This window comes from Burkholderia sp. JPY481, from assembly GCF_038900515.1.
Classification (GTDB): domain Bacteria; phylum Pseudomonadota; class Gammaproteobacteria; order Burkholderiales; family Burkholderiaceae; genus Paraburkholderia; species Paraburkholderia youngii.
Window position 1 is genome coordinate 1 of the sequence record NZ_JAYMRT010000236.1, and the last position, 252, is coordinate 252.

The 252-nt window shown below is 59.5% G+C and carries 1 protein-coding gene; it reads left to right on the forward strand.

All coding sequences use genetic code 11. The features are described from left to right. Positions 1-8 precede the first annotated feature (8 nt). Positions 9-143, forward strand: coding sequence for an IS66 family insertion sequence element accessory protein TnpB (gene tnpB / locus VSR82_RS40500; protein ID WP_498858978.1), 135 nt, complete (start codon positions 9-11; stop codon positions 141-143). Positions 144-252 lie beyond the last annotated feature (109 nt).

The following is a 252-nucleotide window of genomic DNA, read 5'->3' on the forward strand; positions in this document are numbered from 1 at the left end:
GCATCTGGATCGCTGCTGGCGTCACTGATATGCGATGCGGGTTCCAGGGGTTGGCAGCGAAGGTGCAAACAGCGCTTGGGGAGAATCCGCTGGGCGGCAACGTCTACATCTTCCGGGGCCGTCGGGGGAGTCTCGTGACATAGTGCATCCTTTGGTTAGAAGCCCGGCAACTTGAGTGACTTCTCTGCTTCCTGTCGGGCCTTGAAGTGAGGCGGTCGCCTTTCCTTGATAGCCCGTACACCTTCCCTGACG